General features: G+C 72.3%; 12 protein-coding genes and 4 pseudogenes. 5 read left to right on the top strand and 11 right to left on the bottom strand.

Features of this window, described 5'->3' with window-relative positions; genetic code table 11:
• Positions 1-2: 2 nt before the first annotated feature.
• The 6 genes and pseudogenes from MOTC310_RS25525 to MOTC310_RS25500 form a co-directional block, all read right to left on the bottom strand.
• Positions 3-944, bottom strand: a pseudogene (locus tag MOTC310_RS25525) (hypothetical protein); the annotation flags it as partial.
• A 299-nt stretch (positions 945-1,243) separates the two neighbouring features.
• Entirely contained in the window at positions 1,244-2,164 is a 921-nt protein-coding gene (locus MOTC310_RS25520) for a tetratricopeptide repeat protein (protein ID WP_331303772.1), read from the bottom strand.
• Between the two features lie 13 nt (positions 2,165-2,177).
• Positions 2,178-3,089 carry a VWA domain-containing protein gene (locus tag MOTC310_RS25515; RefSeq protein WP_331303771.1) on the bottom strand — a complete coding sequence of 304 codons (912 nt, stop codon included), beginning with the start codon at positions 3,087-3,089 and terminating at the stop codon, positions 2,178-2,180.
• A 100-nt stretch (positions 3,090-3,189) separates the two neighbouring features.
• Positions 3,190-4,125 (bottom strand): annotated as a pseudogene (locus MOTC310_RS25510) (VWA domain-containing protein); the annotation flags it as partial.
• Positions 4,017-4,415: pseudogene (locus MOTC310_RS25505) on the bottom strand (DUF58 domain-containing protein); the annotation flags it as partial. The pseudogenes MOTC310_RS25505 and MOTC310_RS25510, both read right to left, overlap by 109 nt.
• A gap of 146 nt (positions 4,416-4,561) precedes the next feature.
• Positions 4,562-5,587 carry an AAA family ATPase gene (locus MOTC310_RS25500; RefSeq protein WP_331289256.1) on the bottom strand — a complete coding sequence of 342 codons (1,026 nt, stop codon included), beginning with the start codon at positions 5,585-5,587 and terminating at the stop codon, positions 4,562-4,564.
• 233 nt (positions 5,588-5,820) lie between these two features.
• On the opposite strand from MOTC310_RS25500, the gene MOTC310_RS25495 reads away from it, so the two are divergent.
• Positions 5,821-6,531, top strand: coding sequence for an MgtC/SapB family protein (locus MOTC310_RS25495; RefSeq protein ID WP_331289255.1), 711 nt, complete (start codon positions 5,821-5,823; stop codon positions 6,529-6,531).
• Between the two features lie 93 nt (positions 6,532-6,624).
• On the opposite strand, the gene MOTC310_RS25490 is transcribed toward MOTC310_RS25495, so the two are convergent.
• Positions 6,625-6,957 carry a hypothetical protein gene (locus tag MOTC310_RS25490; RefSeq protein WP_331303769.1) on the bottom strand — a complete coding sequence of 111 codons (333 nt, stop codon included), beginning with the start codon at positions 6,955-6,957 and terminating at the stop codon, positions 6,625-6,627.
• Between the two features lie 293 nt (positions 6,958-7,250).
• Between MOTC310_RS25490 and MOTC310_RS25485 the strand changes: the two genes are divergently transcribed.
• The 3 genes from MOTC310_RS25485 to MOTC310_RS25475 all read left to right on the top strand — a co-directional run bounded on the left by MOTC310_RS25485 (position 7,251) and on the right by MOTC310_RS25475 (position 10,332).
• Positions 7,251-8,111, top strand: a complete 861-nt coding sequence (locus MOTC310_RS25485; RefSeq protein WP_331303768.1) for a C40 family peptidase — start codon at positions 7,251-7,253, stop codon at positions 8,109-8,111.
• A 136-nt stretch (positions 8,112-8,247) separates the two neighbouring features.
• Positions 8,248-9,249 carry a 4-hydroxy-3-methylbut-2-enyl diphosphate reductase gene (gene ispH / locus MOTC310_RS25480; protein ID WP_020094032.1) on the top strand — a complete coding sequence of 334 codons (1,002 nt, stop codon included), beginning with the start codon at positions 8,248-8,250 and terminating at the stop codon, positions 9,247-9,249.
• A 117-nt stretch (positions 9,250-9,366) separates the two neighbouring features.
• On the top strand, positions 9,367-10,332 hold the full coding sequence (locus MOTC310_RS25475) for a homoserine kinase (protein ID WP_331289253.1): 966 nt from the start codon (positions 9,367-9,369) through the stop codon (positions 10,330-10,332).
• A gap of 446 nt (positions 10,333-10,778) precedes the next feature.
• Here MOTC310_RS25475 and zwf read toward each other — a convergent pair whose 3' ends face one another.
• Positions 10,779-12,305 (bottom strand): glucose-6-phosphate dehydrogenase, encoded by a 1,527-nt coding sequence (gene zwf / locus MOTC310_RS25470; RefSeq protein WP_331303767.1) that lies wholly within the window; start codon positions 12,303-12,305, stop codon positions 10,779-10,781.
• Between the two features lie 116 nt (positions 12,306-12,421).
• Between zwf and dmeF the strand changes: the two genes are divergently transcribed.
• Complete coding sequence (dmeF, locus tag MOTC310_RS25465; protein WP_331303766.1) at positions 12,422-13,375, top strand: CDF family Co(II)/Ni(II) efflux transporter DmeF; 954 nt, start codon at positions 12,422-12,424, stop codon at positions 13,373-13,375.
• A 232-nt stretch (positions 13,376-13,607) separates the two neighbouring features.
• Here the strand turns inward: dmeF and MOTC310_RS25460 are convergent, their stop codons facing one another.
• From MOTC310_RS25460 to MOTC310_RS25445, 3 genes and pseudogenes are all read right to left on the bottom strand, one after another.
• A complete protein-coding gene (locus tag MOTC310_RS25460; RefSeq protein WP_331303765.1) occupies positions 13,608-15,143 on the bottom strand; it encodes an efflux transporter outer membrane subunit in 1,536 nt (511 codons plus the stop codon).
• Positions 15,144-15,310: 167 nt separating this feature from the next.
• Positions 15,311-18,793: pseudogene (locus MOTC310_RS25450) on the bottom strand (efflux RND transporter permease subunit).
• Positions 18,790-21,915: an MdtB/MuxB family multidrug efflux RND transporter permease subunit gene (locus tag MOTC310_RS25445; protein ID WP_331303763.1), complete on the bottom strand. Its 3,126-nt coding sequence runs from the start codon at positions 21,913-21,915 to the stop codon at positions 18,790-18,792. The pseudogene MOTC310_RS25450 and the gene MOTC310_RS25445 overlap by 4 nt, the downstream one beginning before the upstream one ends.
• Positions 21,916-22,062: the final 147 nt, after the last annotated feature.

The following is a 22,062-nucleotide window of genomic DNA, read 5'->3' as shown; positions in this document are numbered from 1 at the left end:
NAGAGGCGCAGGCGCGGCCATCCGAGGCCGAAGCCGATCAGCGCGAGGCCCAGCCCGAAGGCGGCGAGCGCCGCGGCGGCCACCACCAGCGGCGAGGGGATCGCGGGGGGCGCCCGGTCGGCCTCGCGGTCGGGCAGGCCGCCGCCGATCTGCCGGGCCGGGATCTCGGTCTCGCGCATCGTGCGGGTGTTGGTGTCGAACCACGGGATCGCGATGGCGTCGAGGGGGATGATCTCCGGCACGCCGGGCTTCACGTCCCACTGGTAGGTGGCCCGCGCCACGGGGCCGGTGGGCGTCAGCAGGGTCTCGCGGGTGACGGGCCCCGCGAAGGTGATGATGCCGCGGGTGCGCATCACCGGCCGGGGCGGCAGGCCCTCCGCGACCATGCCCTGGGCCTCCAGGGTGACGATCCGGCGAGCGGTCTCGCCGACCTTGATGGTCTCGGGGTCCGGGCTCCAGGAATCGGTGATCGCCACGTCCTTGGCCGGCAGCCACCAGGGCTCCTTGGCGTCGGGGCCGCCGGTGGGCGCGGTCCAGGGCGCGACCGGGAACGGGATCGGCTGCGAGCGCACCTCGACCACTCGCCGCTCGCCGACATCGTTGACGGTGAGCTTGTGGACGAACGGCTCGATGGTGAACTGCCCCGCATGGTGCGGGAAGACCGCCACGGTGCGGTCGAACGCGATGGCGCTCTGGCCGTCGGGGAGCTTGGTCCGGCTCCAGTGGTCGCGGCCGAGCTGCGTCCAGGAGAAGTTGGCGAGGGAGGGCTGCACCACCTCCTCGAGCAGGATCGGCTGCTTGTAGACCCCGTGGATCTTCAGCAGCACCATCTCGCGGGGGAAGGGGGGACTGTTGCCGTTCAGCTCCGCGGTGACCGTCAGGGTGAGGTCGCCCGGCTCGATCTCGGCCCGGGCGGGGAGGGGAGCGAGGGCCAGAGCTGCCAACGTGATGCAGACTCTCCAAACGCTATGGGCGACGCCGGTGGCAGAGCGCGATCTGCCCCCTCTCCCGTGCGGGAGCGGGTTGGGGTGAGGGACGGGACGTCTCAGGATCGCGCGCACCCTCGAAGCGCCGACAGGGCGTGCCTCGTCCTGAAACTTCCCATCCCTCACCCTGTCCCTCTCCCGCATGGGAGAGGGGACCCGCGCTCCGTTCTGGGGCCGCGTCAACGCCCGCGCTGCGCGTGGCAGGTGTCCTGCAGAGGGGGGAGGGGGATCGCGCGTCTCGGGCACCCCGAAAAAACTCACCACGGGTTGCTCCCGGCGGGAATCGCGGTGCCGGCCTCGACCCGGCGGGTCTGCTCGGCGCGCAGGCGCAGCTTGAGATAGCGGCCGGGATCGTCCGGCAGGGTCTGGAGCCAGAGCCGGTCCGGGCGGATCTCGTGGGCCTCGAAGCTCTTGGTCACCCGGCGGACCTCGCGCTCGGGCGCCTCGGCCACCATGGCGGCGCCGCCGCCGGTCCGGCCGCGGCCGGCCGCGTCGCCGGCCGAACCCCGGGCCTGGCCCTTGCCGGCGTCGATCGACTGCTGCTCGGCCTTGCCGCGGCGGGCGACCTTGCTGTTGCCGGGCAGCGACGCGCTGGCGTTCGACTCCTTGTTGCCGGCCAGACCCTCGCCGCTGGAGGCGGCGTTGATGTCGTTGTTCTGGTCCTGATTGGCGGTGTTGTTGTAGCGGGCGCCGTACTGGGCCGTGCCGTTGGCGATGCCGCCGCCGGGGCCGCGGTCGATCACCTCGGCCCGCATCCGGGCGATGAGCGAGCGGTTGGCCTGGGCGTCGGCGTCGCGGGGGTTGAAGCGCAGGGCCTCGTCGTAGGCCGCGAGCGCGCCGTCGAGGTCGCCGGCCCGCGCGAGCGCGTTGCCGAGATTGTAGCTCGCCCGGCGGCCGCCGGTGCGGAACAGCGCGCTCGCCGCGTCGTAGCGGCCGGCCTCGTAGAGGGCGGCGGCCCGCCAGGCCGGATCCGCGAAGACATCCGCGGCGAGGCCCGGGAGGCCGAGGCCCATCAGCAGGCGGCCGAAGCCGGTGCGCGGCTGCGAGACCGCGAGCAGCGCCAGGAGGCCGATCCCGGCGAGCGCTAGGCCGGCGATCCGGGCGAGCCGCCGCCAGCGCGGCGGCAGGCCGGCCCGGAGCGGGGCGGCGAGGCCGGTCTCGGGGAGGGTCAGCCGCATCGGGCGCTCCGCATCACGCGCTCCTGCGGAACAGCAGCAGGGCCGGCAGCGCCGCCAGCAGCAGCAGCCAGCGCCCGAGATCCGCGTAGGCCAGGACGCCGTAGCCGCCGGCCGCGAGGTGCTGGGNGTCGAGCACCGGGCCCGGCGTCGCGATGTCGGCGGCCGTGCCGCCGCCGGCCCGGGCCAGGGCGTCGAGGGCGGCCCGGTCGGGCTTCGGCGCGTTCGGCGGCAGCGGCTTGTCGGCCGGGACGAACAGGGCCTGGAGCCGCCAGCCGTGCTCGGCGATGGCGCGGGCCTCGCGGCTGGCGGCCTCGCCGATGCCGTCGCCGTCGCTGATCAGCACCACGTCGGCCGCGACCACGTTGGCCTCGGCCAGGGTGCGGCGGGCCAGCGCCAGCCCGCGCTCGGGGTGGGACCCGCGGTCCGGCACCGTGTCGGCGTCGAGCGCGAACAGGGTGGTGCCGAGGCTGTCGCGGTCGGTGGTGGGGGAGGCGGCGAGGTAGGCGTCGCCCGCGTAGACCACGAGGGCGACCGCCCGGGTGCCGGCGGCCTCCGCCACGGCCGCGGCGGCCTGCCGGACGCCCTGGAGGTTGCCGCCCTCGGTGACCGAGCGGGACAGGTCGACGACGAGCACGGTCTCGTCGAGGTTGCGGAAGGTCCGCCCGTCCGCCCGCTCCACGGCCGGACCGGTGAGCGCGAGGGCGATCAGCCCGGCCGCCAGCGCGGCCGCGAGGTTCGCCTGCCGCCGCCCGCCCAGCACCGCGCCGGTGCGGGCGAGATGGGCCATCAGCGCCGGGTCCACCGCCCGCGCCCAGTCGCCCAGCGGCGCCGAGCGCCACGCGGCGCGAAAGGCCAGTAGGGCCACGACCGGGATCGCCAGGAACCACCACGGGCGCAGGAGCGCGAAGGCGTCGAGGGCGCTCATCGGGTGGATCCTCCAACCCGAATTTCCTCTTTCGAGGCCTGCGCCGCGCTCCGGCACCTCGGGATGAGGGGGAGGGTCGGGGGCGCGGGGTATCGAACCATCACGCCGCCCTCCGGCTCGCGAGCAGCGCGGCGGCGGCCAGGAGCGCCAGGGCGGCCGGCCAGGGCCAGAGGTCCCGGCGCAGGGGCAGGGGCGGGGCGAGGGCGCGGCCGCCCTCCAGCCGGTCGATGGCGTCGGCGACCCGGACCAGATCCTCGGTGGTGCGGACCCGGAAGGCCTCGCCGCCGCTCGCCTGCGCCATGTCGTGCAGGGTCTCGGTGTCGACCACGTCCTGCTCGCCGTCGGCGTCGGCCATGTCGCGGGGGCCCAGCGCGATCGTGTAGACCTTGATGCCCAGCTCCTTGGCGAGCTCCGCCACGTCCTTGGGGGCGGTCTGGCCGGCATTGTTGGCGCCGTCCGACAGCAGGATCACGGCCTTCGCGGCTTTCTCGCCCGGCCTGACCCCGGCGGCGTCGCCCCCCGCGTCCCGCGGGTCCAGGCGGCGCAGGGCGAGCCCGAGCCCGTCGCCGATCCCGGTGGAGCGGCCGCTGATGCCGATCGTGGCCTCGTCCAGCGCCCGGGCGACCGCCGCGGTGTCGAAGCTCGGCGCCGCCGCCACGTAGGCCTGGTCGGCGAAGATCACGAGGCCGATCCGGTCCCCGGCCCGGCGCCGGATGAAGTCGCTGCCGACGCGCTTCACCGCGGTGAGCCGGTTCACGGTCTCGCCGTCGAGGGCGAAGTCGCGCCGCTCCATGGAGCCCGACAGGTCCATGGCGATCATGATCTCGCGGCCCGAGGCCGGGAGCGCGGCCGCCGGCATCACCAGCCGCGGGCCCGACAGGGCCGCCACCAGGGCGATCCAGAGCGTCCAGGTGAGCAGGGCCCGGCGCCGCCCCCGGGCCGCGCGGTCGGCGCCGGCGCGCGCCCNACCGCGAGGCCGACCCGGCCGCCATCGGCGGCGACCCGCCAGCCGAGCAGCGCCAGGGCCTCGGCGGCGGCCACCGAGCGCAGGGCCCTTCGGGTGCCGAACAGCATCGCGGGCCGGAAATCGGCGAGCAGCACCACCGCGCGGTCGCGCTCGTCGTGGTGGGTGCGGACGTGCAGCTGCCCGGTGCGGGCCGTGGCGTTGCGGTCGATGAAGCGGCGGTCGTCGCCCTCGGACCAGAGCCGCACGTCCTCCGGCTCCGAGCCGCGCCCCCGGCGCCGGGTAACGATGCCGCCGGGCAGGCCCGCGAGCGTCCGGGTGGCGGGCGCGGAGCCCCGCCGGGCGAGGTGGCGCAGGCCCATCAGGGCCTCGCCCGAGAGGTGGATGCCGTGCTCGGCGCGGTCCCGCCCCGCCTCCTGGGCAGGGAAGGGGCCCCCGGCGGTCGGGCCAACCGCCCCCGCGGCGGGGGGAGGGGATCTGCGGCGCGCCTGCCCGAACCCGAACACCGTCAGAGCGCCCGCACCCGCTGCACCAGCTCGCCGACGAGGCCGCGCGCGGTCTTGCCCTCGGCGGCCGCCCGCCAAGTCAGGCCGATGCGGTGCGAGAGGGCGTCGCGGGCCAGCTCCGCGACGTCCTCGGGCGTGACGTGGTCGCGCCCGCGCAGCCAGGCCCGGGCCTTGCCGGCCATCATCAGCGCCAGGGTGCCGCGCGGCGAGGCCGGGTGCTCGATCATGGCGCGCAGGTCCGGGGCGGCCGCGTCGGTGCGGGTCGCCGCCACGAGGCGGACCAGGTAGTCCTTGAGCGCCGGCGACACGTAGGTGGCGAGCGCCGCCTCCCGGGCGGCGCGCACGTCCGCCAGCGACAGCCGCACGGTCATCGCGTCGACGTGGTGGGTGATCTCGCCCTCCACGAGGTCGAGGATCGCCCGCTCGGTGGTCTCGTCGGGCATGTCGACCACGACGTGGAGGAGGAAGCGGTCGAGCTGCGCCTCCGGCAGCGGGAAGGTGCCGGCATGCTCGATCGGGTTCTGGGTCGCCACGACCATGAACGGGTCGGAGAGCCGGTGCGTCGCCCCGGAGACCGTCACCTGCCCCTCGGCCATGGATTCGAGCAGCGCCGACTGCACCTTCGGGGGCGCGCGGTTGACCTCGTCCACCAGCACGAGGGCGTGGAACAGGGGGCCGGGCAGGAACTCGAAGGTGCCGCTGTCCTGGCGCCACACCGTGGTGCCGGTGAGGTCGGCCGGCATCAGGTCCGGCGTGCACTGGATGCGCGCGAAGGAGCCGTCGAGGCCGTCGGCGAGGCGCTTGACCGCGCGGGTCTTGGCCAGCCCCGGCGCGCCCTCGATCAGGAGGTGACCGCCGGTCAGGAGCCCGATCAGCAGGCGCTCCACGAGGCCGGCGCTGCCGATCAGGCCGCGCTCCAGCCCCTCGCGCAGCGCCATGACGCGGCCGTGCAGGGCGGCGTCGGGAGCGCTGCTGGGCGCGGTGTCGGGCCGGCGTTCGGCGAGGGCGCCGCTGGTGGCGCCGCTCATGCGGAGAACGTTCCGGTGCGGACCGTATCCGCCCGTCGGGCCTTATCCTGGGCCGTGTGCTGCATCCTGCACGTCTCCTCGGCCGGGTCCCGAATTCTTAAGGGATCCTCAGGCTCTTGCCGGTGTGCCCGCTGCCCGGTGCGGCCGTCAATCCCGCTTCGGACACGCTTTCCGGTCCGGGCACGGCCATGGTGTCACGGTTCCGTCACCTCCCCGCTTTCATGAGACGGTGGATGACCAGCTACGCCGCCCTCCCCGAAGAACTGAAATCCGCGATCGGCCTGCTCGTGGCCTTCGTGCTCGGCACCGTGATCGGGGCCGAGCGGCAGTACCGGCAGCGCACCGCGGGCCTGCGCACGGCGGTGCTGGTCGCGGTCGGGGCCAGCGCCTTCGTGGATCTCGGCATGCGCCTGACCGGTCCGGACGGCGGCGTCCGCACGGTGGCCTACGTGATCTCCGGCATCGGCTTCCTCGGCGCCGGCGTGATCATGAAGGAGGGGATGAATGTCCGCGGCCTCAACACGGCCGCGACCCTGTGGTGCTCGGCCGCGGTCGGGGCCTTCTGCGGCGCGGACCTGCCCCTGGAGGCCGTGTTCGTGATGGTGACGGTGCTCGCCTGCAACACGGCGCTCCGGCCGCTGGTGAACGCCATCAACCGCGCGCCGATCCGCGAATCCGCCACCGAGGCGACCTACGAGGTCCAGGTCACCACCGCGCCCGGCGAGGCCGGTCCGGCCCAGGACATGCTGGTGGAGCGGCTGGAGGCGGCGAACTACCCGGTCGGCAGCGTCGAGATCGAGGAGCGGGGCGAGAACGCGGTCGACGTGGTGGCGACGCTCACGGCCAGCGCCGTCAAGGCGGAGGAACTCGACGCCGTGACCAACGAGCTGGCCCGCATGCCCGGCATCCGCCACGCCACGTGGTCGGTGCAGACCGCCGACTGATCGCGGCCGAGGGCCGGATGCGGCCGTCCGCCGGGCGCGCCCTCCGGCGGGTGAGCCGGGCCGCGCCCCGGGCGGCAGGCCGCGGCCGGGCCGTCAGCGGCGCGGGTCGAGGGGCCGGCTGCGGCGCTCGATCACCACGGTCGGGCGCGTCCGGCGCTCCACCACCACGGTGCGCGGCGCCCGGCTCGGGCTCGCGTGAGTGAGGATCCGCTCGGGCGCGCGCTCCGGCTTGACCTTCTTGGCCGCCAGGACGTGGGGGCGGACCTCGTCGACCGGCAGGCCCATCAGGCCCGCGGCGATCTCGACCTGCTGCTCGACGTCGTCCGCGAGATCCTGCGCGGCCGCGACCGCCTCGCTCACGGTGGGCGGCTCGCGGCGCACGCGAATCGGCGGCAGGTCGGCGAAGCTCTTCTGCGTCTTCTTCACGGGGCGACTCGCAGTCTTCATGCGCCAGACATAGCGCTTTTCGGGCAGGTTGTGCAGTGCATCAAAGACGTGCGGCGGGCGCCTCCGGCACATGTCTCGCGGGCGGGTGACGCGGATGTGATGGCGGCTGATGCAGCTTTGGGCATCCCGCGCCCGATCCGCCGGGTTCCCGGGCAGTCCGGAGGGCTGACGCCGGCGCGCCGGCCCGCGGTCGTCTCAGGATGCGGCATAGTGGCGCGGGCCGGCGGGTCCGCGCTTACCCGCGCTTCAGCCCGACATGGTAGGGTCCGCGCATGACCGAGAGCCTCGATCCCCGGCTGACCCCGGCCCGGCCGCACGTCGCCGATCTCCGCCTGCGGGACCGCGTCGCGGCGGCGCGCTACGTCGCCGGCACGCGGCGGCGCGTGACCGCCCCGTCCGCCCCGCTCCGCCGCGCCCCTGCCGCCGACGCGGGGCTCGACACCGAGGCGCTGCTCGGCGACGCGGTCGACCTCTACGACGCGGCGGACGGCTACGCCTTCGTGCAGCTCGCCCGCGACGGCTATGTCGGCTACCTGCCGGCCGACAGCCTCGGTCCGGCCGATCCGGAGCCGACGCACCGCGTCGCGGCCCTGCGCACCTTCCTGTATCCCGAGCCGGACCTGAAGCGCCCGGTCCTCGGCCATCTCAGCCTCGGCGCCCGCCTCGCGGTGACGGGGGAGGCCGGCGCCTACCTGGAGACGCCGGGCGGCTACGTGTTCGCCCGCCACTGCGCGCCCGTCGACGCGCGCGAGCCGGACTACGCGGCCACCGCCGCGCGGCTCGCCGGGACCCCCTATCTCTGGGGCGGCCGCACCAGCCTCGGGCTGGACTGCTCCGGCCTCGTGCAGCTCTGCCTCGACGCGGCCGGGCTGCCCTGCCCGCGCGACGCCGACATGCAGGAGCGGGCCCTCGGGCGGGCGCTGACGTTCGACCCCGCGCGCCCGGAGGTCGCGGGCCTGCGCCGGGGCGACCTCGTCTTCTGGCGCGGCCATGTCGGGCTGATGGCCGATCCCGAGACGCTGATCCACGCCAACGGCCACCACATGGCGGTCGCCGCGGAGCCGCTTGCCGGGGCGGTCGCCCGCATCGCGGCGCACAGCTTCGGCGCCGTGACGGGGATCCGCCGCCTCTGAGGGAGCCGGCGCGGGTCCCATTGCCGCGGCAATCGTGCTACAGATGGGCCACGGAGCGGCTCCGCTTCCCTCTTCCCGCCCGGTTCCTGGGCCAGTCCTGTTGACAGGACAGCCCCGCCCTCGCCACATCCCCCGCATGACCGCCGATATCGCGACCCCCGAGCCCGTCCCGGGCACCGCCGGCAAGCCGCCGCTGGAGATCCTGCTCTGCGCCCCGCGCGGCTTCTGCGCCGGCGTGGTGCGGGCCATCGACGTCGTGGAACGGGCCCTCGCCATCTACGGGCCACCCGTCTACGTCCGCCACGAGATCGTGCACAACAAGTACGTCGTGGAGAGCCTGAAGCGGAAGGGCGCCGTGTTCGTCCGCGAGCTCGACGAGGTGCCGGACGGCGGCGCCCCGGTGATCTTCTCGGCCCACGGCGTGGCCAAGACCGTGCCGGCCAACGCCGATTCGCGCGGGCTGACCACGATCGACGCCACCTGCCCGCTGGTGACCAAGGTCCACCGCGAGGCCGAGATCCACCACAAGCGCGGCCGCCACGTGCTGCTGGTCGGCCATTCCGGCCATCCCGAGGTGGTGGGCACGATGGGCCAGCTGCCCAAGGGCTCGATCACCCTGGTGGAGGATCTCGAGCAGATCGCCGCCCTGACCCCGGACAATCCCGACAACCTCGCCTGGGTGACCCAGACGACCCTGTCGGTGGACGACACCCGGCACATCGTCGAGGCCCTGAAGAAGAAGTTCCCGAACATCACCGGGCCGCACAAGGACGACATCTGCTACGCCACCACCAACCGCCAGGAGGCGGTGAAGCAGGTGGCGCCGCTGGTCGACGCCCTGATCGTGGTGGGCTCCTCGAACTCCTCGAACTCGCAGCGCCTGCGCGAGGTCGCCGAGCGCGTCGGCTGCCCGATCACCCGCCTCGTGCTCCGCGCCGAGGAGATCGACTGGCCGGCCTTCGAGGGGATCCGCAAGCTCGGCCTCACGGCCGGCGCCTCGGCCCCCGAGGTCCTGGTCGAGGAGATCATCGACGCCTTCGCGGCCCGCTACGACGTGATGGTCGACACGGTCTCGACGGTGATCGAGGACATGGTCTTCCCGCTGCCGCGGGAGCTGCGCAGCGAGGCCGCCGAGTAGGCGGTCCCGGTCCGGCAGCGCGGGCCGACGCCTCGGATACGGGGCGCGGCAGGCTTCATGCAGGGGCGCTTCGGCGCCCCTTGCCATGTTGAACTTCCGACATCAGAGCGCAGACACGTGGCCGTCTACACCGAGGTATCCGACGCGGCGCTCGCCGAGTTCCTGTCCGCCTACGCGATCGGCAGCCTGCTCTCCTTCAAGGGCATCGCGGAGGGGGTCGAGAACTCGAACTTCTTCCTGCACACGACCGAGGGCGCCTACATCCTGACGCTCTACGAGAAGCGCGTCCGGGCGCAGGACCTGCCGTTCTTCATCGGGCTGATGGAGCATCTCTCGGCCCGCGGCCTCGCCTGCCCGCAGCCCGTGCGCGACCGGGCCGGCCAGGCCCTCGGCCAGCTCTGCGGCCGGCCCGCCGCCATCGTGAGCTTCCTGGAGGGCGTCTCGGTCAAGGCGCCGGGCGTCGAGCATTGCCGGGAACTCGGCCGGGCGCTCGCGGAGCTGCACGCCGCCGGCCGCGACTTCCCGATGGTGCGGGACAACAACCTCTCGGTGTCCGCGTGGCGGCCGCTGTTCGCGCAGGGAGAGGCCCAGGCCGATTCGGTCGCGCCCGGCCTCGCGGCGCGCACCCGGTCCGACCTCGCCTTCCTGGAGGCGCACTGGCCCCGGAACCTCCCGGGCGGCGTCATCCACGCGGACCTGTTCACCGACAACGTCTTCTTCATCGGCGACGCCCTGTCGGGCCTGATCGACTTCTACTTCGCCTGCACGGACGCCTTCGCGTACGACCTCGCGGTCTGCCTCAACGCGTGGTGCTTCGACCCCGACGGCACCTTCCACCGGGACATGGCCGCCGCGCTGATCGCCGGCTACGAGGCCGTGCGGCCCCTGGAGGCCGCCGAGGTCGCTTCCCTGCCGATCCTGTGCCGGGGCGCCGCGCTCCGCTTCATGCTCACCCGGCTGGTCGACTGGCTGAACGTGCCCCCGGGCGCCCTGGTGAGGCCGAAGGACCCGCGGGAATTCGATCGCCGGCTCACCTTCCACCGGCAGGCGCGGGACGCGCGGGATTACGGGCGGGCCGGCTGAGCCGCCGATGAGCCGGCGATCCGCTGAACAACCGGGTCGACGCGCCGGCCGTGCCGGCGATGCTGCCGTTCGAGCGGCGGTGAGCGCGGATCCCTCCGCCGCGACTGGTTCGATGAAGGCCGACCCCGTCATCACGAGCGCAGCGGAGCGACCCCGGGTCGCGCGACCGCCATCGCGGCGGCGCTGCCCTGGCTTGCGTCGCTGCGCTCGCAAGGACGGTCAGGCCGGAGGCGGCGACGAGCGGTAAGCCGCTCCTTTATTCCGGGGCGCCGCGGGCGAGCCCGCAATGACGGGGCACGCGGCGGCGCCGCGCTCGGACGGAGACGAGGATCGGGCGATCTGCGCGAACGGGAGATGACAACCGGCTGTGCCCATCCCATCGCCCGCCGGGGGAGGGCGAGTCACCGAACCGGTCGCTCGCGCTTCCGATCAGATCGCCGAGTGGCTCAGTCGGTCTCGCCGTCCAGTCCCAGCCAGTGGCGGCCGTCGCGGGCCAGCAGCGCGTCGGCCTCCTTCGGGCCGGCGCTGCCCGCGGGGTAGAAGGTCACCGCGGCCTGCGGCCAGCCCTGGAGCAGGGGGTCCACCGCCGCCCAGCCGGCCTCGATGTTGTCGGCGCGCTGGAACAGGGTCGCGTCGCCGGTCATGCAATCGTAGAGCAGCGTCTCGTAGCCGACATTCGGCCGGTCGGCGAAGAAGTCCTTGTAGCGGAAGCCGGACCGGACCCGGCCGATCTTCATCTGCGGCCCCGGCACCTTGACGTTGAACTCGGTGCTGACCCCATGGTCCGGGTCGATCAGGATCCGCATCACGGTGGGCCCGAGATCGGCGGTCGGCGTGTCCTCGAACATCTTGAACGGCGCCGGCTTGAACAGCACCGCGATCTCGGTGCGCCGCCCGGTCATGCGCTTGCCGGTGCGGACGTAGAACGGCACGCCGGCCCAGCGCCAGTTCTCGATGTTGAGCTTCAGGGCGATGTAGGTCTCGGTGACCGAGTCCTTCGCCACGTGCGGCTCGTCCCGGTAGGCGGGCACGTCGCGCCCCTCCGAGGTCCCGGCCGTGTACTGGCCGCGCACCGCGTCCTCGGGCGGGATCGGCCGCACGGCCTCGGCGAGCTTGGCCTTCTCGGTGCGCACGGCCTCGGCGTCGAAGGAGTTCGGCGGCTCCATGGCGACCATGCAGAGCAGCTGGAACATGTGGTTCGGCACCATGTCGCGCAGCGCCCCGGTCGGCTCGTAGAAGCCGCCCCGCTCCTCGACGCCGACGGTCTCGGCCGCCGTGATCTGGATGCTGTCGATGTATTCCCGCCGCCAGACCGGCTCCAGCAGGCCGTTGGCGAAGCGGAACGCCATGATCGACTGCACCGTCTCCTTACCCAGGAAGTGGTCGATGCGGTAGAACTGGCTCTCGTCACCCTGCTTGAGGATCCGGGCGTTGAGCGCCCGGGCCGATTCGAGGTCGGAGCCGAACGGCTTCTCGATGACGACGCGGCGGAAGCTGTCCCCCTCCTGCTTGAGCAGGCCGGCCTGGCCGAGCCCCTCCACGATCGTCCCGAAGAAGCGCGCCGCCACCGCGCAGTAGAACACCGCGCTGCCGGTGACCCGCTGCTTCACGGCCGCGTAGGTCTCGGGCTTCTCGAAATCGCCCTTGAGGTAGTGGAGCCGGTCCCGGATGAAGCCCCAGCTCTTCGGGTCGATATGGTCGGCGTGGAACTCCGAGGTCGGGTCCTTGCTGAACGCCTCCAGGGTCTGGGTGAGATTCTCGCGGAGCGACTCGTCGGTGCCGTCATTGTGATCGATGCCGAGGATCGAGAAGCCCTCGGACAGCAGGCCCGCCCCCGCGAGGTTGTAGAGCGAGGGCATCAGCAGGCGTTTGGTCAGGTCGCCGCCGGCCCCGAAGATCACCAGCGTGCAGGGCGGCGCCGGCTGCGTGCCGCAGGCGGCCGTGTCCTTGAGGGCTGTCGTCGGCTCGGCCATCCCTGACTCCCGTGTGGCTGCGGTGCGGCAAACCGGCCTGACAACCCGCCGCGGCGCGGCCCGTTCCGGTACCGGTTGGGCTATGCTGCGCCGAGACTAGGATCAAGGAACCCGGCATGCATACCCACTCCCTCGAGCCCTGGGCCCACAGCCACGTCTTCCTGGGCGACCGGCACGATCGCCACGCCCGCCGGACCTGGGCGGTGGTCGCGCTCACGGCCGTCACGATGGTGGCGGAGATCGTCGGCGGCACGTGGCTCGGCTCGATGGCCCTGGTCGCCGACGGCTGGCACATGTCGACCCACGCGGCGGCGCTGGGCATCGCGGCGCTCGCCTACCATTTCGCCCGGCGCCACGCGGCCGATCCCCGCTTCAGCTTCGGCACCGGCAAGTTCGGCGATCTCGCGGCCTTCGCGAGCGCCCTGCTGCTCGGCCTGATCGCCCTGCTGATCGGGGCCGAGAGCCTCGACCGGCTGCTGCACCCGGTGGCGATCGGCTTCGGTCAGGCGATCCCGATCGCCGTGCTGGGACTCGCCGTGAACCTCGCGAGCGTCTGGCTGCTGCACGACGACCACGGCCACGCCGCCCACGGGCACCATCACGGCGGTCACGCGCATGGCGGCCATGGCGGCCACGACACGAATTTCCGGGCCGCCTACGTCCACGTCCTGGCCGACACGCTGACCTCGGTCCTGGCGATCGTGGCGCTGCTCAGCGGGCGCTATCTCGGCCTCGCCTGGCTCGACCCGGCTATGGGCCTCGTCGGCACCGTGGTGATCCTGGCGTGGTCGTGGAGCCTGCTGCGGACGTCCGGCCTCGTGCTCCTCGACGCGCGACCCTCGCCCGCCGCCACCCGAGAGATCCGCGAGCGCCTGGAGATCGGCGGAGACCGGGTCAGCGACCTGCATCTCTGGCAGGTCGGGCCGGGCCACCGGGCCGCCGTGATCGCCCTCGTCAGCGACGATCCGCAACAGCCCGCCCACTACAAGGCGCGCCTCGCCGGGGTGCGGGGACTGAGCCACGTCACCGTGGAGGTCCAGGCCTGCCCGGGGCATGCGGCGATGGCCTGAGAACTCTCCGCGTCGTCTTGAGCGTCCTCCGCCTCGGCGACGCGCGAGGTGGTCTTCCAGCCCACCTCCCACATCCTGAGGTGCCGGGGCGCAGCGGAGGCCCCGAAGGAGGGCTCCAGCCGGCCGCGCGGTCCCCGGAGGCCTCCTTCGAGGCGGCTTCGCCGCACCTCGGGATGAGGGCGCAGGCTGGGAACGTCCGAGTCGGACAGGCTTCGAGATCGCCCGCCGGCCGCTACTCGTCCGGGCGGACCGCCTGGCCACCCCGGTCGATCGGCAGGCTCGGCCCCTTCAGCTCGGAATCGCTCGGCAGGGACCGCGCGTCCCAGCCGCCGCCGAGCGCCCGGATCAGCGTCACGGCCGCGGTGAAGCGGCTCAGCCGCACCTGGAGGGCGTTGACCTCGTTGGTCACCAGCAGGTTCTGCGCGGTCACCACGGTGGTGAAGTTCTGGGTGCCGGCCCGGTACTCGTTGAGCGTGATCTCCACGGCCTTGCGCGACAGGTCGACGGCGGTGTCCTGCGCGCCCTGCTGTTGGCCGAGGATGCGCAAAGCCGCCATCTGGTTCTCGACCTCCGCGAAGGCGGCCAGCACCACCTGCCGGTAATTGGCCACCGCCGCGTCGTAGCCGGCCTCGGCCGAGCGCAGCGCCGCCGTGCGGGCGCCGCCGTCGAACAGCACCTCGCTGCCGGAGGCCGCCACCGACCAGACCTGATTGGCCGCCGAGAGCAGGCCGTTGCGGGTCGCCCCCGAGATGCCGCCCTGGGCCGAGATCGTCACGGTCGGGAAGAAGGCCGCCACCGCCACGCCGATGCGCTCGCTCTGCGCCTGGACGAGCCGCTCGGCCTGGGCCACGTCCGGCCGCCGCTCCAGAAGATCGCCCGGGATCCCAACCGGCACACCGGGGGGGCTGCGCGAGAGGCCGGCCACCGGGATCGACACCTCGGAGGGCGGCCGCCCGATCAGGGTGGCGATGGCGTTGACGTACTGCACCCGGGTCAGGCGCACCGCGATGGCCTGGGCCTGGATGGTCTGGACCTGGGTCTGCGCGGTGATCACGTCGGAGCGCGCGGCCACACCGGCGGCGTACTGGTTCTCGGTGATCGCCAGGGTCTTCTTGAAGTTCTCGACGTTCTCGTCGAGCACCCTCTGAAGCGCGTCGGCGTAGCGCACCGTCAGGTAATCGGCCGCGATCTCGGCCTGGATGGACAGGCGGGTCAGCGCGATCGTGGCGGCGTCGGATTGCGCCAGGGCCGCCTCGCTCTCGATGTTGCGGCGGGTGCCGCCGAACAGGTCGAGTTCCCAGCTCGCCTGACCGATCAGCGCCACGTTGGTCCGCGCGGTGGTGCCGCTGCCGGTCCGGGTGATGCTCGGGGCGCCGATCACCGTCGGGTACAGGGCGGCCTGGGCGGAGGCGACCAGCGCCCGCGCCTGCCGGTAATTCGCCACCGCCTGCCGGAGGGACTGGTTGTCGACGTCGACCAGGCGGATCAGCCGGTCGAGCGTCGGATCGCGGAACACCCGCCACCAGTCGCCGCGCTCCACGGCGTCGCTCGGCCGGGCCTCGCGCCAACCCTTCTTCCGCGCCGCGACATAGGCCGGGCTGTCCTCCCGGACCCCGCCCTGCTTGTAGGCGAGCGGCGTCTCCACGGAGGGCCGGGTGTAGTCGGGGCCGACGACGCAGCCGGCGAGGAGCGGGGCGGCGACGAGCAGGGATGCGAGGGTGCGGCGCCGTTGATGGGTAAAAAGCGCACCTCCCACCCTGAACCTCATCCTGAGGTGCCGGAGCGTAGCGGAGGCCTCGAAGGAGCCCTCCAGGAATCGCGCGCCTGGCTGGAGCCCTCCTGCGAGGCTGCTGCGCAGCACCTCAGGATGAGGAGGTGGGTTGGAGGAACCCCCGCGCGCAATCGCGGCCGCTGTTTCACGTGAAACCTTAACCATCACTCTCCGGCCGGCAGCGCCGCTTCTCCGCCCCGTCCGGCGCGCCGGCGCCGGTTGAGCACCCTGTGCCGGAGGCGATCGAGGGTGAGGTAGACGACGGGGGTGGTGTAGAGGGTCAGGATCTGGCTCACAATCAGGCCGCCCACGATGGCGATGCCGAGCGGCCGGCGCAGCTCCGCGCCCTCGCCGTTGGCCAGGATCAGCGGCACGGCGCCGAGCATGGCCGCCAGGGTCGTCATCATGATCGGCCGGAAGCGCAGGAGGCAGGCCTCGCGGATCGCGTCCACGGGATTCGCGCCCCGGCTCCGCTCGGCGTCGATCGCCACGTCGATCATCATGATCGCGTTCTTCTTCACGATGCCGATGAGCAGGAACACCGCGATCAGCGCGATGATGGTGAAGTCGGTGCCGGTCACCAGCAGGGCCAGCACCGCCCCGACGCCGGCCGAGGGGAGGGTGGAGAGGATCGTCAGCGGGTGCACGAAGCTCTCGTACAGGATCCCCAGCACCGCGTAGACCGCCAGGATCGCCGCCAGGATCAGCAAAGGCTGGCGCGAGGCCGAGGCCACGTAGTTCTTGGCCGCGCCGGCATACTCGCCGTGGATCGTGGCCGGCAGCTGCAGGGACGCCATGGCCCGGTCGATGGCGTCGGTGGCGTCCGACAGGCTCTTGCCCGGGGCGAGGTTGAACGAGATCGTGGTCGCCACGAACAGGCCCTGGTGGCTCACCTGCACGGGGGCGCTGCCGGGCTCGATCCGCGCGAAGGCCGAGAGCGGCACCATCGTCTCCTTGGCGGCCGAGACCGGGGCGCTCGACGAGGCGCCGCCCTTGCTCGCCGCGATCGCGTTGGACGACGCGTTGCCGGATCCCGAGCTCCTTCAGCCGGGCCAGCATCGCGGCGTTCTCCGGGCCGATGCCGTCGAGGTCGAGCATCACGCCCTGGTCGAGGGCCCGGAACAGCAGGCCGTTGCCGTCCCGCTGGAGCAGCTCCAGCACGCCGTNGTGGCGGCGCTCGCGGTGGCGGCCGACGACGCGCCGCCCGGGCTGCTCGTGCCGGTCGCCGCGTTGGTGTTGACGCTGCCGCCCGCCGCGACGGTGCCGGCCACCGCGTTGGTGGTGGCCGAGCCGGCCGCGTTGCCGCCCGAGGTCGAGACGTAGATCTGCTTGAGCGTCTCCGGCGTCTCCAGGTAGCGCGGCGCGATCTCCATCACGACGTGGTACTGGTTCAGCGGGTTGTAGATCGTCGAGACCTGGCGCTGGCCGAAGGCGTCGTAGAGGGTGTTGTCGATCTTGTTCGGGGTGATGCCGTAGCGGAAGGCCGTGTTGCGGTCGATCACGACCCGGCTCTCCAGCCCGCCCTCCTGCTGGTCCGAGGTCACGTCCGCGAAGGTCGGGTCCTTCTGCAGGGCGGCCACCAGCTTCGGGGCGGCGGCGAACAGCTCCTCGGCGGTGTCGCCCTGGAGAGTGTACTGATACTGGGCGAAGCTCTGGCGGCCGCCCATCTGCAGATCCTGGCGGGGGAAGACGTAGAGCCGCGCGCCGGCGACCTGCGCCAGCTTCGGCCGCAGCCGCGCCATCACGGCCGAGATCGGCGCCCGCGCGTTGAGCGGCTTGAGGCCGACGAAGACGTTGGCCGAGTTGGTGCCGCGGCCGCCCGTGAAGCCGACGACGCTCTCCACCGCCGGATCGGCGCCGACGATCGCGGTCGCCTGCTTGAGCTTGTGCTCCATCGACTGGAAAGAGATGCGCTGGTCGGCCTGGATGCCGCCCATCATCTGCCCGGTATCCTGCTCGGGGAAGAAGCCCTTCGGGACGATGATGTAGAGGTAGACGTTGAGCCCCACCGTGGCGAGCAGGCTCAGCAGGACGAGGCGCGGATGCGCGAGGGCCACCGCGAGGGTGCGCGCGTAGGCGTTGAGCAGCCCGGAGAAACCGCCCTCCAGGATCCGGATCAGCCAGTTCGGCCGGCGTCCCGATGCGGGTGCCCCGTCCGGACCGTGGCCCTCGGCCCGCAGCAGCCGGGCGCACATCATCGGCGTCGTCGTGAGCGACAGCACCAGGGAGATCAGGATCGACAGCGACAGGGTGACGGAGAATTCCTGGAAGATGCGGCCGACGAGGCCGCCCATCAGCAGGATCGGCAGGAACACCGCGATGAGCGACAGGCTCATCGAGATCACCGTGAACCCGACCTCCCGGGCGCCGATCAGGGCCGCCTGGAGCCGGGGCTTGCCCTCCTCGATGTGCCGCTGGACGTTCTCCAGCACCACGATGGCGTCGTCGACCACGAAGCCGGTGCCGATGATCAGCGCGGTGAGCGACAGGATGTTGAGCGAGTAGCCGAGCAGGTACATCGCCGAGAAGGTGCCGATGATCGAGATCGGCACGGCGACCGCCGGGATCAGCGTGGCCCGCCAGGAGCGCAGGAAGCCGTACACCACCAGGATCACGAGGCCGACCGCCACCAGCAGCGTCTCCTCGGTGGCCGAGAGCGAGGCGCGGATCGTGGCGCTGCGGTCGCCGGTGAGCTTGATGTCGATGCCGCCGGGCAGGGCCGCGGTGATCTGCGGCAGGGCCTCCTTCACGGCGTTGATGGTCTCGACCACGTTGGCGCCGGGCTGTTTGTAGACGAACAGCAGCACGCCCGGCTCGCCGTTGACGATGCCGAGGTTGCGCTTGTCCTCGACGCCGTCGAGCACTTGGCCGACATCGGTGAGCTTCACCGCGGCGGCGTTGCGGTAGGCCACGATGATGTCGCGGTAATCGGCGGCCTTGCGGCCCTGGTCGTTGGCGTAGAGCTGGTAGCGGCGGTCCCCGACGTCGATCTCGCCCTTGGGCGAGTTGGCGTTCGCCGAAGCCAAGGCGGCGCGAATGCCCTCGAGGCCGATGCCGTAGTTGAACAGGGCCGTGGGATCGAGCTCGACCCGCACCGCCGGCAGGGACGAGCCGCCGATATCGACGTTGCCGACGCCCGGTAGCTGCGACAGCTTCTGCTGCACGACGGTGGCGGCGGAATCGTAGACCTGGCCGCGGGTCAGCGTCTGCGAGGTCATGCCGAGAATGATGATCGGCGTGTCGGCGGGGTTGAACTTGCGGTAGGTCGGGTTCTGCCGGAGCGAGGCGGGGAGGTCGGCGCGCGCCGCGTTGATGGCGGCCTGGACGTCGCGGGCCGCGCCGTCGATGTCGCGGTTCAGGCCGAACAGCAGCACGATCCGGGTCGAGCCGAGCGAGTTCGTGGACGTCATCTCGTTGACGTCCGCGATGGCGCCGAGCCGCCGCTCGAGCGGCGCCGCCACGGTGGTGGCCATGGTGTCGGGCGAGGCGCCGGCCATCTGCGCCTGGACGAGGATGACGGGGAAGTCGATCTGCGGCAGCGGCGCCACCGGCAGCTTCAGGAAGGCGAACAGGCCGGCGAGCAGCACGCCGATCGTGAGCAGCGTGGTCGCGACCGGCCGCCGGATGAACGGCTCGGAGATGTTCACGGCAGCGCCTCGCCGCCCGCGAGATCCGGCCCCCGCCGCCCGGAAATCCGCCGCTCCAGCCTGTCGAAGGCCAGGTAGATCACCGGCGTCGTGAACAGCGTCAGCACCTGGCTGACGATCAGGCCGCCCGCGATGCAGATGCCGAGCGGCTGGCGCAGCTCCGAGCCGACGCCGGTGCCGAGGATCAGCGGCACCGCGGCGAAGAGCGCCGCCAGCGTCGTCATCAGGATCGGCCGGAAGCGCAGCAGGCAGGCCTGGAAGATCGCCTCCCGGGGATCGAGCCCGTCCTCGCGCTCCGCCTGGAGCGCGAAGTCGATCATCATGATCGCGTTCTTCTTCACGATGCCGATCAGCAGCACGATGCCGATCACCGCGATGATGTCGAGGGACAGGCCGAACAGCATCAGGCCGAGCAGGGCCCCGATCCCCGCCGAGGGCAGGGTCGAGAGGATCGTGATCGGGTGGATGAAGCTCTCGTAGAGCACGCCCAGCACGATGTAGACGGTCACGATCGCCGCCAGGACCAGGAACAGCTCGTTGCCGAGCGCCGACTGGAAGGCGAAGACCGAGCCCTGCGGCACCACCCGGAACGAGGGCGGCAGGCCGATCTCGGCCTTCACCTTGTCGATCGCCTCGACCCCCTGCCCGAGGGCCGCGCCGGGCGCGAGGTTGAACGACACGGTGGTGGCCGGGAACTGGCCGAGATGCGAGATCAAGAGCGGCGCCCGCCGCTCGCTGATCCGCGCCACCGCGGAGAGCGGCACCTGCCCGTTCGCCGCCGTGGAGGAGGGCAGGTAGATCGCGTCGAGGCTGCGCAGGGTCGTGTGCAGCTTCGGATCCGCCTCCAGGATCACCCGGTACTGGTTCGACTGGGTGAAGATCGTCGAGATGATCCGCTGCCCGAAGGCGTCGTAGAGGGCGTTGTCGATGGTCGCCGGGGTGATGCCGTAGCGGCCGGCGGTGGGCCGGTCGATGGTCACGTAGGCGGCGAGCCCCTGGCCCTGGTGGTCGCTGGCCACGTCCGTGACCACGGGCGACTTCGCCAGCGCCTCGGTGAAGCGCGGCACCCAGGTCTCGAAATCGTCGATGTTCGGGCTCTCCAGGATCACCTGGTACTGGGTCGCCGAGACCGCGGTGTCGATGGTCAGGTCCTGGACCGGCTGCATGTAGAGCCGCATGCCGGGCTGGTTGGCGGCCGCCGCCGAGATCCGCCGGATGATCGCGCTGGCCGTCCCGGTCCGCTGCTCGCGGGGCTTCAGGTTGATCAGCATCCGGCCGGAATTGAGCGTGACGTTCTGGCCGTCGACGCCGATGAACGACGACAGGCTCGCCACGTCCGGATCCTTGAGGACGATCTCGGCCATCCGCTGCTGCCGCTCGGCCATGGCGCCGTATGAGACCGACTGGTCGGCCTGGGTGATCCCCTGGATCACGCCCGTGTCCTGCACGGGGAAGAAGCCCTTGGGGATCACCGCGAACAGGTAGACGGTGAGCGCGAGCGTGCCCAAAGCCACCAGCAGCGTCAGGCCCTGGTGGTTCAGCACCACCCGGAGCGAGCGGCCGTAGGATTCGATGGTGCCGTCGATGGCGCGGCGGCCGAGACGGGCGATCGCGCCCTCCCGGCGGCGGGGCGCGGCCTCGGGGACGTGCTTCAGGAGCCGCGCGCACAGCATCGGCACCAGCGTCAGCGACACCACCGCCGAGATGACGATCGTGGCCGCCAGCGTGATGGCGAATTCGTGGAACAGCCGCCCGACCACGTCGCCCATGAACAGGAGCGGGATCAGCACGGCTATCAGCGAGACGGTGAGCGAGATGATGGTGAAGCCGATCTCGCGGGACCCTTTCAGCGCCGCCTCCAGGGGCGAGTCGCCGGCCTCGACGTGGCGGGCGATGTTCTCGATCACCACGATGGCGTCGTCGACCACGAAGCCGGTGGCGATGGTCAGCGCCATCAGCGACAGGTTGTCGAGGGAGAAGCCGTAGAGGTCCATCACCGAGAGGGCGCCGATCAGCGACAGCGGCACCGACAGGCTCGGGATCAGGGTCGCCGACAGGCTGCGCAGGAACAGGAAGATCACCAGCACCACCAGCGCGATCGCGAGGCCGAGCTCGAACTGCACGTCCTCCACGGAGGCGCGGATCGTGGTGGTCCGGTCGGTCAGCGGCGCCACCGCCACGGCGGCCGGCAGGCTCGCCTGGAGCTGCGGCAGCAGCGACTTGATCTTGTCGACGGTCGCGATGACGTTGGCGCCGGGCTGGCGCTGGATGTTGAGGATCACCGCCGGGGTCGCGTCGGCCCAGGCGCCGAGCTTGGTGTTCTCCGGCCCCTCGACCACGTCGGCGACCTCCGAGAGCATCACCGGGGCGCCGTTGCGGTAGGCGATGATCGCCGAATTGTACGCCTTCGGGTCACGGATCTGGTCGTTGGCGTTGATCGCGTAGGACTGCTTCGGCCCGTCGATCGTGCCCTTGGGCGTGTTGACGTTGAGGTTGGTGATGGTGGTGCGCAGGTCGTCGATGTTGAGCCCGTAGGCGGCGAGCGCCCGGGCGTTGAACCGCACCCGCACGGCCGGGCGCTGCCCGCCCGAGATGCTCACGAGGCCGACGCCCGCCACCTGGCTGATCTTCTGGGCGAGGCGCGACTCCGCGAGGTCGCGCACCTGGGTGAGCGGCAGCGTCTTGGAGGTCAGGGCGAGCGTCAGGACCGGCGCGTCGGCCGGGTTGACCTTGGCGTAGATCGGCGGTGCCGGCAGGTCCGAGGGCAGGAGGTTGCCGGCGGCGTTGATCGCCGCCTGGACCTGCTGCTCGGCGATGTCGAGGGACAGGTCCAGGCTGAACTGCAGGGTGATGACCGAGGCGCCCGCGGAGGATTGCGAGGTCATCTGGTTGAGGTTGGCGAGCTGGCCGAACTGCCGCTCCAGCGGCGCCGTCACCGAGGAGGTCATCACCTCGGGGCTGGCGCCGGGATAGAAGGTCTGGACCTGGATGGTCGGGTAGTCGACCGCCGGCAGCGCCGAGACCGGCAGGTTCAGGTACGACACGCCGCCGACGATCAGGATCGCCAGCATCAGCAGCGTCGTGGCCACCGGCCGCAGGATGAACAGGCGGGACGGGTTCATGGGCGCGACCCGTCCGCGCCGGAGAGCACGCGCTGCGCGGAGACTTGGCGAGAGGCTCGGGTGGAGGCTTGGATCGAGAGGAACGGATATCCCATCCGCGCCCGCATCCTGAGGTGCCGGAGCGCGGCGGAGGCCTCAAAGCCCTCC

Source organism: Methylobacterium oryzae (assembly GCF_036441375.1).
GTDB lineage: Bacteria > Pseudomonadota > Alphaproteobacteria > Rhizobiales > Beijerinckiaceae > Methylobacterium > Methylobacterium oryzae_A.
The sequence above is the reverse complement of the archived record's forward strand: the minus strand, read 5'-3'. Positions and strand labels throughout refer to the sequence as shown.

Excerpts from the sequence above, each read along its gene's own strand:
- zwf (WP_331303767.1), bottom strand. The coding sequence starts at position 12,305 with ATGGCCGAGCCGACGACAGCCCTCAAGGACACGGCCGCCTGCGGCACG.
- MOTC310_RS25520 (WP_331303772.1), bottom strand. The coding sequence starts at position 2,164 with ATGCGGCTGACCCTCCCCGAGACCGGCCTCGCCGCCCCGCTCCGGGCC.
- dmeF (WP_331303766.1), top strand. The coding sequence starts at position 12,422 with ATGCATACCCACTCCCTCGAGCCCTGGGCCCACAGCCACGTCTTCCTG.
- MOTC310_RS25460 (WP_331303765.1), bottom strand. The coding sequence starts at position 15,143 with ATGAGGTTCAGGGTGGGAGGTGCGCTTTTTACCCATCAACGGCGCCGC.
- MOTC310_RS25485 (WP_331303768.1), top strand. The coding sequence starts at position 7,251 with ATGACCGAGAGCCTCGATCCCCGGCTGACCCCGGCCCGGCCGCACGTC.
- MOTC310_RS25500 (WP_331289256.1), bottom strand. The coding sequence starts at position 5,587 with ATGAGCGGCGCCACCAGCGGCGCCCTCGCCGAACGCCGGCCCGACACC.
- MOTC310_RS25495 (WP_331289255.1), top strand. The coding sequence starts at position 5,821 with ATGACCAGCTACGCCGCCCTCCCCGAAGAACTGAAATCCGCGATCGGC.
- ispH (WP_020094032.1), top strand. The coding sequence starts at position 8,248 with ATGACCGCCGATATCGCGACCCCCGAGCCCGTCCCGGGCACCGCCGGC.
- MOTC310_RS25445 (WP_331303763.1), bottom strand. The coding sequence starts at position 21,915 with ATGAACCCGTCCCGCCTGTTCATCCTGCGGCCGGTGGCCACGACGCTG.